We start from the raw sequence: 7964 nt of genomic DNA, 5'->3' as shown, positions 1-7964 counted from the left end.
CCTCAATCGCCGGAGGGGCTTGGAACGCCCGCCCGGTCCTCGCCCAGGGCTTAAAGCGCCTGGGCTGCCGCCCTGCCCGCCGCCCTGCCCGAGAAGATGCAGCCGCCCAGGAACGTGCCCTCCAGGGAGCGGTAGCCGTGGACTCCGCCGCCGCCGAAGCCCGCCGCCTCGCCCGCCGCGTACAGGCCCGGGAGCGGGGTGCCCTCGGCGGTCAGGACGCGGGAGGACAGGTCCGTCTCCAGACCGCCCAGGGACTTGCGGGTGAGGATGTTGAGGCGGACGGCGATCAGCGGGCCCGCCGAGGGGTCCAGGACGCGGTGCGGCTTCGCGGTGCGGATGAGGCGGTCGCCGAGGTAGGCGCGTGCTCCGTGGATCGCGGTGACCTGGAGGTCCTTGGTGAAGGGGTTGGCGATCTCGCGGTCGCGGGCGGTGATCTCGCGGCGCAGGCTCTCCTCGTCGATGAGGTCCTCCCCCGTGACCGCGTTCATGCCCCGGACCAGCGCGCCGAGGTCCTTCTCGACGACGAAGTCCGCCCCGTGGTCCATGAACGCCTTCACCGGTGCGGGCACGTCCGCGCGGGCCCGGCCGATCACGTCGCGGACCGACTTGCCGGTCAGGTCCGGGTTCTGCTCGGAGCCGGAGAGCGCGAACTCCTTGCCGATGATCCGCTGGTTGAGGACGAACCAGGTGTAGCCGTGACCGGAGGCCATGATGTGTTCGAGGGTGCCGAGCGTGTCGAAGCCCGGGAAGAGCGGGACCGGCAGCCGCTTGCCGCGGGCGTCGAACCAGAGGGACGAGGGGCCGGGCAGGATCCGGATGCCGTGGCGGGCCCAGATCGGGTTCCAGTTCTCGATGCCCTCGGTGTAGTGCCACATCCGGTCGCGGTTGATGTGGTGCGCGCCCGCCTTCTCGGCGATGCCGAGCATCAGGCCGTCGACGTGGGCGGGGACGCCGGAGAGCATCTTCTCGGGCGGGGTGCCGAGCCGTTCGGGCCACTGGGCGCGGACCAGGTCGTGGTTGCCGCCGATGCCGCCGGAGGTGACGATCACCGCCTGGGCCTTCAGCTCGAAGGGGGCCGTGACCTCACGGCTGCTCGCCGTGCCTCGCTCCGCCCCGCTCGGCTCCAGGATCTCGCCGGTGACCGTGTCGAGCGCCCCGGCGGTACGGGCGAGGCCGGTGACCCGGTGGCGGAACCGCAGCTGGACGAGCCCCTTGGCGACGCCCTCGCGGACCCGCCGTTCGAAGGGGGCGACGACGCCGGGGCCGGTGCCCCAGGTGATGTGGAAGCGGGGTACGGAGTTGCCGTGGCCGGTCGCGTCGTAACCGCCGCGTTCCGCCCAGCCGACGACGGGGAAGATCCGCAGCCCCTGCTGGTGCAGCCAGGAACGCTTCTCACCGGCGGCGAAGTCGACGTACGCCTCGGCCCACTTCCTCGGCCAGCGGTCCTCCTCCTCGCGGTCGAAGCCCGCCGTGCCGAACCAGTCCTGGAGGGCCAGTTCCCGGCTGTCCTTGATCCGCATCCGGCGCTGTTCGGGCGAGTCCACGAGGAAGAGTCCCCCGAAGGACCAGTGCGCCTGGCCGCCGATGGACTGCTCGGGCTCCTGGTCGAGGAGGATCACGGAACGGCCGGCGTCGACCAGTTCGGCGGTGGCCACGAGTCCGGCGAGCCCTGCCCCGATCACGATCACATCAGCGTCGTACGCCATGGGTTCCATCCTGTTCGGGGCGGCTCAGGGGCGGGAGAATCGTTCAAGTTACCCGTGCGTCAGATCTTGGGTACCCGCCGCTGCCACGTCAACCGTCCGGCTGCTGTTGGATGAAACGCATGACGCCTTCTGACGAGATTCTGGACATCGTCGACGAGAACGACGAGGTCATCGGGCAGGCCCCGCGCGGCGAGGCGACCGCGGGGGGCCTGCGGCACCGCTGTGTGTTCATCGAGGCGCGCGATGCGCAGGGGCGGGTCTTCGTCCACCGGCGTACGGCCACGAAGCTGGTCTTCCCCTCGCACTACGACATGTTCGTCGGCGGGGTCGTGGGCGCGGGCGAGTCGTACGAGGAGGCGGCGCTGCGCGAGGCGGAGGAGGAGCTGGGGGTCTCGGGGCTGCCGCAGCCGGAGCCGCTGTTCCGGTTCCTCTACGCGGACGGCGAGCACACCTGGTGGTCGGCCGTCTACCAGGTGCGGTGCGAGCTGCCGGTCTCCCCGCAGGTCGAGGAAGTCGCCTGGCACGCCTTCCTGGACGACGCGGAGCTGGAGCGGCGGCTCGGTGAGTGGGCGTGGGTGCCCGATGGTCTGGAGGCGTACCGGCGGCTGCGGGAGCTCCGGGCCGCCTGACCGGGCCCGAGCCATGGGCAGCGCCTAGGGTGCTCGTGTGAACAAGATCGCGCAGGGTGTACGGCTGTGGTTCGCGCCGCAGCGGATCCGGGAGGAAGGGGACACCCCCGACTACCGGTTCTCGCTGGCCAACGAGCGGACGTTCCTCGCCTGGATCCGGACGGCTCTGGCACTGATCGGCGGGGGTTTCGCCGTCGATCAGTTCCTGCCGGAGCTGGTGTGGGGCGTCCGGGCCGGGCTGGCGCTCGGGCTGCTGGCCTCCGGGGTGCTCTGCGCGCTGCGGGCGGTCAGCCACTGGGTGCGGTGCGAGCAGGCGATGCGGCGGGGCGAGGACCTGCCGGTGTCCCGGTTCCCGGCCCTGCTGAGTCTGGTGGTCGCCGTCGTCGCCGTGGCGATGGTGGTGGTGGTCCTCTTCGGCTGGGAGGGCGTGTGACGGCGACGACGGACCGCGACCCGGGGCTGCAGCCGGAGCGGACGCGGCTGGCCTGGCGGCGCACGACCCTGTCCGCCACGGTCGTCGCGCTGCTCGCGGTGCGGCAGGCGCTGCACGGCGGGGTGACCCCGGCCGCGCTGGTCGCGGTGGCGCTGAGCGCGCTGGCCTGGCTGGGGTTCCTGCTGGTGGCCCACCGCAGGATGCTGCGGATGGAGGCGGCGCGGCCCGAGTCGCTCGCGCCGCGCGGGGCGCTGACGGCGGCGCTGTGCACCGTGGCGCTGGCGGCGTTCGCGGCGGCGATGCTGTTCTGAGTGCGGCCGGTTCTGCGATCGGCCGAGCGGCGCGCCTACGCGTCCCAGTCCACCGTGACCACGATCTTGCCGCGCGTCCGCCCCTCCTGGTTGAGCCGGTACGCCTCCGCGGCCTCCTCCAGCGGGAACACCCGGTCCACGTGGACGGTGACGATGCCCCGCTCGGCCAGCTCCGCGACCTGGGCCAGATCCGCCGCGTCGGGCCGCACGAAGGCGTAGCGGCCGCCGTAGGAGAAGACCTCGTCGTCCGCGATGGAGGCGAGCCGGCCCCCCGGGGCGAGGGTGTCGGCGGAGGCTCTCAGGGCGTCGCCGCCCACCGTGTCGAAGGAGGCGTCGAAGCCGCCGGGGACCAGTTCCCGCAGCCGTTCGACGAGGCCCTCGCCGTACTCCACGGGCTCCGCGCCCAGGCTGCGCAGGTGCTCGTGGTTGCGGGGGCTCGCGGTGCCGACGACCCGGCAGCCGGTGTGCCGGGCGATCTGGACGGCGAGCGATCCGACGCCGCCGGCCGCCGCGTGGACCAGGACGGTGTCGCCCTCGCGGATCTTCAGGGTGCGGTGCAGCACCTGGTAGGCGGTCAGCCCGGCCAGCGGCAGTCCGGCCGCCTCCTCGAAGCTGAGGCTCAGGGGTTTGCGGGCGAGGGTGCGCACGGGGGCGGCGACGTACTCGGCGAACGTACCGCGGGAGAGGAAGTCCTCGCGTACGTAGCCGATGACCTCGTCGCCCACCGCGAACTCGTCGACGGCGACGCCCGGTTGCACGACGACCCCGGAGACGTCCCAGCCGGGGATCACCGGGAAGACCGCGTCGAGGGCGCCTTGGAGGTAGCCCTCGCGGGCCTTCCAGTCGACCGGGTTCACCGCCGCTGCCCGCACCTTCACCAGGACGCTGTCGGGGCCGACCTTGGGGTCGGGCCGCTCGCCGTACTCCATGACGTCGGCGGAGCCGTACGCGCTGTAGCTGATCGCCTTCATCCCTCGACCTTCCGCGCAGGTCAGGGTCGCCGCAACTCAGGCGGTACGGCCGTGGGGCCCGCCCCTCCCACCGGCGCCGGGCCGTCTGCCCTCACCAGCGCGGGACCACCGGGGTCGTCCAGTCCGGGTCGGTGGCGCGCATCGCCGCCGCGTCGTCGCGCTCGCGGTGGGTTCCGTCGTCCTCCACCCAGCGCCGGTGCAGGGCGGCGAGGCGGTCGCGGTCCAGTTCGACGCCGAGCCCGGGGGCGTCGGAGACCGTCAGCCGGCCGCCGGTGAAGGTGTGGCGCTCGGTGATGACGTCCTCGGTCTGCCAGGGGTAGTGGCTGTCGCAGGCGTACGCGAGGTCCGGCACCGTGGCGGCGACATGGGTCATCGCGGCGAGGCTGATGCCGAGGTGGGTGTTGGAGTGCATGGAGAGTCCGACGCCGAAGGTGCGGCAGATGGCCGCCAGTTCCCGGGTGCGGGTGAGACCGCCCCAGTAGTGGTGGTCGCTCAGGACGATCCGGACGGCGTCGCGGGCGAAGGCCTCGGGGACCTCGGCGAGGGTGGTGACGCACATGTTGGTGGCGAGCGGGACGTCCGTGCCCGCCGAGACGGCGGCCATGCCCTCGGTGCCACTGGTGGGGTCCTCCAGGTATTCGAGGACGTCCTTCAGCCGGTCGGCGACGTACAGCGAGGTGGGGACGGACCAGGCGCCGTTCGGGTCCAGGCGCAGCGGGCGGCCGGGGAACGCCTCCGCCAAGGCGCGGATCGCGGCGATCTCCCGGTCGGGTTCGAAGACGCCGCCCTTGAGCTTGAAGGAGCCGAAGCCGTAGGTGCCGGCGAAACGCCGGGCCTGGGCGACGACGCCGGCCGGGTCGAGCGCCGCGCCCCAGTCGTCGGACTCCCCCGGGCCGGGGTGGGCGGCCCAGCGGTAGAAGAGGTACGCGCTGTACTCGACGGTGTCGCGGACCTTGCCGCCCAGCAGCGCGTGCACCGGCAGTCCCAGCGCCTTGCCGAGGGCGTCCAGGCAGGCGACCTCGAAGGCGGAGGCGACGGAGAGCCGGATCTTTTCGGCGTTCCTGACCCCGCGCAGGCCCCCGGCGCCGACCCGGTCGTCGGCGGCGGCATGCGATCCGCCGCACACCTCCTCGGCCAGCGCGAACAGCCCGTTCAGATCGGTGACCGCCCGGCCGGGGAGCGCCTCGGCGAGCGAACGTGCCGGCTCCAGGTAGGCGCCGTCGCCGTACGTCTCCCCCACGCCGGTCGTGCCGCCCCGGGTGACGACCTCCACGATCAGGCGGGGGGTGTACGGCTGGTGGACGCCCTGGGTGTTCAGCAGGGGCGGATCGGACACGAGGATCGGGGTGAGCCGGACGTCTTCGATCACCAGAGCTGTATTCATACGTGAACTGTATTCAGGGATGCGTTTCATCACCAGAGTGCGGACGACTTCCGGGGCAGCAGATCCCGAAGGGCACTGGACGACATACCGACTGGTCGGCATCATGGTTCCGACCGATCCGCAGTCGCCCGGAGGTACGCCACCATGAGCCCAGTCCCCCCACCAGGTCTCGACCCGGAGTCGCTGCGCGGCCATCTCGACCGCGAGCGTCCGGGGCTGGTGAGCGGACCCCTCGAAGCGCGGCTGATCGAGGGCGGCCGCTCGAACCTCACGTACGTCGTCGGCGACGGGACGGGCCAGTGGGTGGTGCGCAGACCTCCGCTCGGCCATGTGCTGGCCACCGCGCACGACATGACGCGCGAGCACCGGGTGATCAGCGGACTGCACCCGACCGCCGTCCCGGTGCCGGAGCCGCTGCTGCTCTGCGAGGACGACTCGGTGATCGGCGCGCCGTTCTACGTGATGGAGTACGTCGAGGGCACCCCGTACCGCACCGCCGAGCAGCTCGCCCCGCTGGGCCCCGAGCGCACCCGGGCGGCTGTCCTCGGGCTCGTCGACACCCTGGTCGACCTGCACGCCGTGGATCCGGCCGCGGTCGGGCTCGGGGACTTCGGGCGTCCTGACGGCTTCCTGGACCGGCAGTTGCGGCGTTGGGGCAAGCAGCTGGACGCCTCCCGCAACCGCGACCTGGCGGGCATCGACGAGCTGCACGCCGCGCTCGGCCGCGCACTGCCCTCCTCCCCCGCACCCACCGTCGTCCACGGCGACTACCGCCTGGACAACGTGCTGCTCGGCTCCGACGACCGGATCAAGGCCGTCCTCGACTGGGAAATGTCCACGCTCGGCGATCCGCTGACCGACCTCGGGCTGCTCGTGATGTACAGCTCCGACCTCGGTCTTGCCGGGTCGCCGGTCTCCACCACCAGCGGGGCGGCCGGACACCCGTCCCCCGCCGAGCTGATCGAGCGCTACGCGGCCCGCTCGGGCCGGGACACCTCCGCGATCTCCTGGTACACCGCGTTCGCCTGGTTCAAGCTCGCCGTGATCCTGGAGGGCATCCACTACCGCTACACGCTCGGCCAGACCGTCGGCGCGGGTTTCGACCGGATCGGCGATCTGGTCCCCGTCTTCATCGCGCACGGCCTCACCACCCTCCAGGAAGGCTGAACCCCCATGGACTTCGCATTCGACGCCCGTACCGAGGAGCTGCGTTCCCGCCTGCTCGCGTTCATGGACGAGCACGTGTATCCGGCCGAGCCGGTCGCCGAGGAGCAGCGGGCGCGGCTCGCCTCGCCGTGGGACACCCCGGCGGTCGTCGGGGAGCTGAAGGCCGAGGCGCGGCGGCAGGGGCTGTGGAATCTCTTTCTGCCGGACGCGGAGTACGGGGCCGGGCTGACGAACCTCCAGTACGCCCCGCTCGCGGAGATCACCGGACGCTCTCCGCATCTCGCGCCGACCGCGCTGAACTGCGCCGCCCCGGACACGGGGAACATGGAGGTGCTGTTCCAGTTCGCCACCGAAGCGCAGAAGAAGCAGTGGCTGGAGCCGCTGCTCGCCGGGGAGATCCGCTCGGCGTTCGCGATGACGGAGCCGGACGTGGCGTCGTCGGACGCGACGAACATCGAGACCCGGATCGCGCGGGATGGCGATGACTATGTCATCAACGGCCGTAAGTGGTACATCTCCGGGGCGATGAACCCGGACTGTGCGGTCTTCATCGTGATGGGCAAGACCGACCCGGACGGCGAGGACATCCGCCGCCAGCAGTCGATGATCCTGGTTCCCCGCGACACCCCGGGGCTCGAAGTGCGGCGCGCGATGCAGGTGTACGGGTACGAGGACCACTCGCACGGGGGTCACGCCGAGGTGGTCTTCCACGACGTACGGGTGCCCGCGGCGAACCTGATCGGCGAGGAGGGCGGCGGCTTCGCCATCGCCCAGGCGCGGCTGGGTCCGGGCCGGATCCACCACTGCATGCGGCTGATCGGGATGGCGGAGCGGGCCATCGAGCTGATGTGCCGGCGGGCGGTGGCACGTACGGCGTTCGGCAAGCCGCTGGCCGCGCAGGGCGTCGTGCAGAACTGGATCGCGGACGCCCGGGTCACGGTGGAGCAGCTGCGGCTGCTGGTGCTGAAGACGGCCTGGCTGATGGACACCGTGGGCAACAAGGGTGCGCACACCGAGATCCAGGCCATCAAGATCGCTACCCCGCGCGCGGTGGTGGACATCCTGGACTCGGCGGTGCAGCTGTACGGCGCGGGCGGGGTGAGCCAGGACTTCCCGCTGGCGGAGCTGTGGGCCTCGGCGCGGACGCTGCGACTGGCGGACGGGCCGGACGAGGTGCACCAGCGGTCGCTGGCCCGGCGGGAGATCAAGAAGTACGTGTGACGGATTGACGGACGAAGCGGTGGGGGCCCCCCCCCCGGGGGGGGGGGGGGGGGGGGCGCCGCCCCCCCCCGGGGGGGTAGGGGGCCCCGGGGGCGGGGGGGGGGGGGGGGGGGGGGGAAATAGACGGGGTGGGCCGCGGGGG

Annotated in this window: 8 protein-coding genes; 5 read left to right on the top strand and 3 right to left on the bottom strand. The window is 72.3% G+C overall.

Translation table 11 applies throughout. The features are described from left to right. Nucleotides 1–50: 50 nt before the first annotated feature. On the bottom strand, nt 51–1706 hold the full coding sequence (locus tag JS521_RS22365; RefSeq protein ID WP_205084732.1) for an FAD-binding dehydrogenase: 1656 nt from the start codon (nt 1704–1706) through the stop codon (nt 51–53). Between the two features lie 119 nt (nt 1707–1825). On the opposite strand from JS521_RS22365, the gene JS521_RS22360 reads away from it, so the two are divergent. Genes JS521_RS22360 through JS521_RS22350 form a run of 3 tightly spaced genes read left to right on the top strand, consistent with a single transcriptional unit; the run spans nt 1826 to nt 3079 of the window. Then, nucleotides 1826–2335, top strand: coding sequence for an NUDIX domain-containing protein (locus JS521_RS22360; RefSeq protein WP_205084731.1), 510 nt, complete (start codon nt 1826–1828; stop codon nt 2333–2335). A gap of 37 nt (nt 2336–2372) precedes the next feature. Beyond that, the gene (locus tag JS521_RS22355) at nt 2373–2768 is read left to right on the top strand and encodes a YidH family protein (RefSeq protein WP_205084730.1); all 396 of its coding nucleotides are present in this window, start codon (nt 2373–2375) and stop codon (nt 2766–2768) included. Beyond that, nucleotides 2765–3079 carry a DUF202 domain-containing protein gene (locus tag JS521_RS22350; RefSeq protein WP_205084729.1) on the top strand — a complete coding sequence of 105 codons (315 nt, stop codon included), beginning with the start codon at nt 2765–2767 and terminating at the stop codon, nt 3077–3079. Before JS521_RS22355 ends, JS521_RS22350 begins: the two co-directional genes overlap by 4 nt. Before the next feature lie 35 nt (nt 3080–3114). Here JS521_RS22350 and JS521_RS22345 read toward each other — a convergent pair whose 3' ends face one another. After that, nucleotides 3115–4050, bottom strand: a complete 936-nt coding sequence (locus JS521_RS22345; RefSeq protein WP_205084728.1) for an NADP-dependent oxidoreductase — start codon at nt 4048–4050, stop codon at nt 3115–3117. 91 nt (nt 4051–4141) lie between these two features. Continuing rightward, nucleotides 4142–5434, bottom strand: a complete 1293-nt coding sequence (locus JS521_RS22340; RefSeq protein ID WP_205084727.1) for an enolase C-terminal domain-like protein — start codon at nt 5432–5434, stop codon at nt 4142–4144. A 144-nt stretch (nt 5435–5578) separates the two neighbouring features. On the opposite strand from JS521_RS22340, the gene JS521_RS22335 reads away from it, so the two are divergent. After that, the gene (locus tag JS521_RS22335; protein WP_205084726.1) at nt 5579–6601 is read left to right on the top strand and encodes a phosphotransferase family protein; all 1023 of its coding nucleotides are present in this window, start codon (nt 5579–5581) and stop codon (nt 6599–6601) included. A 6-nt stretch (nt 6602–6607) separates the two neighbouring features. Continuing rightward, entirely contained in the window at nt 6608–7822 is a 1215-nt protein-coding gene (locus JS521_RS22330; protein ID WP_205084725.1) for an acyl-CoA dehydrogenase family protein, read from the top strand. Nucleotides 7823–7964 lie beyond the last annotated feature (142 nt).

Origin of the sequence: Streptomyces durocortorensis, from assembly GCF_016901035.1 — a bacterium.
GTDB classification, from domain to species: domain Bacteria; phylum Actinomycetota; class Actinomycetes; order Streptomycetales; family Streptomycetaceae; genus Streptomyces; species Streptomyces durocortorensis.
The sequence above is the reverse complement of the archived record's forward strand: the minus strand, read 5'-3'. Positions and strand labels throughout refer to the sequence as shown.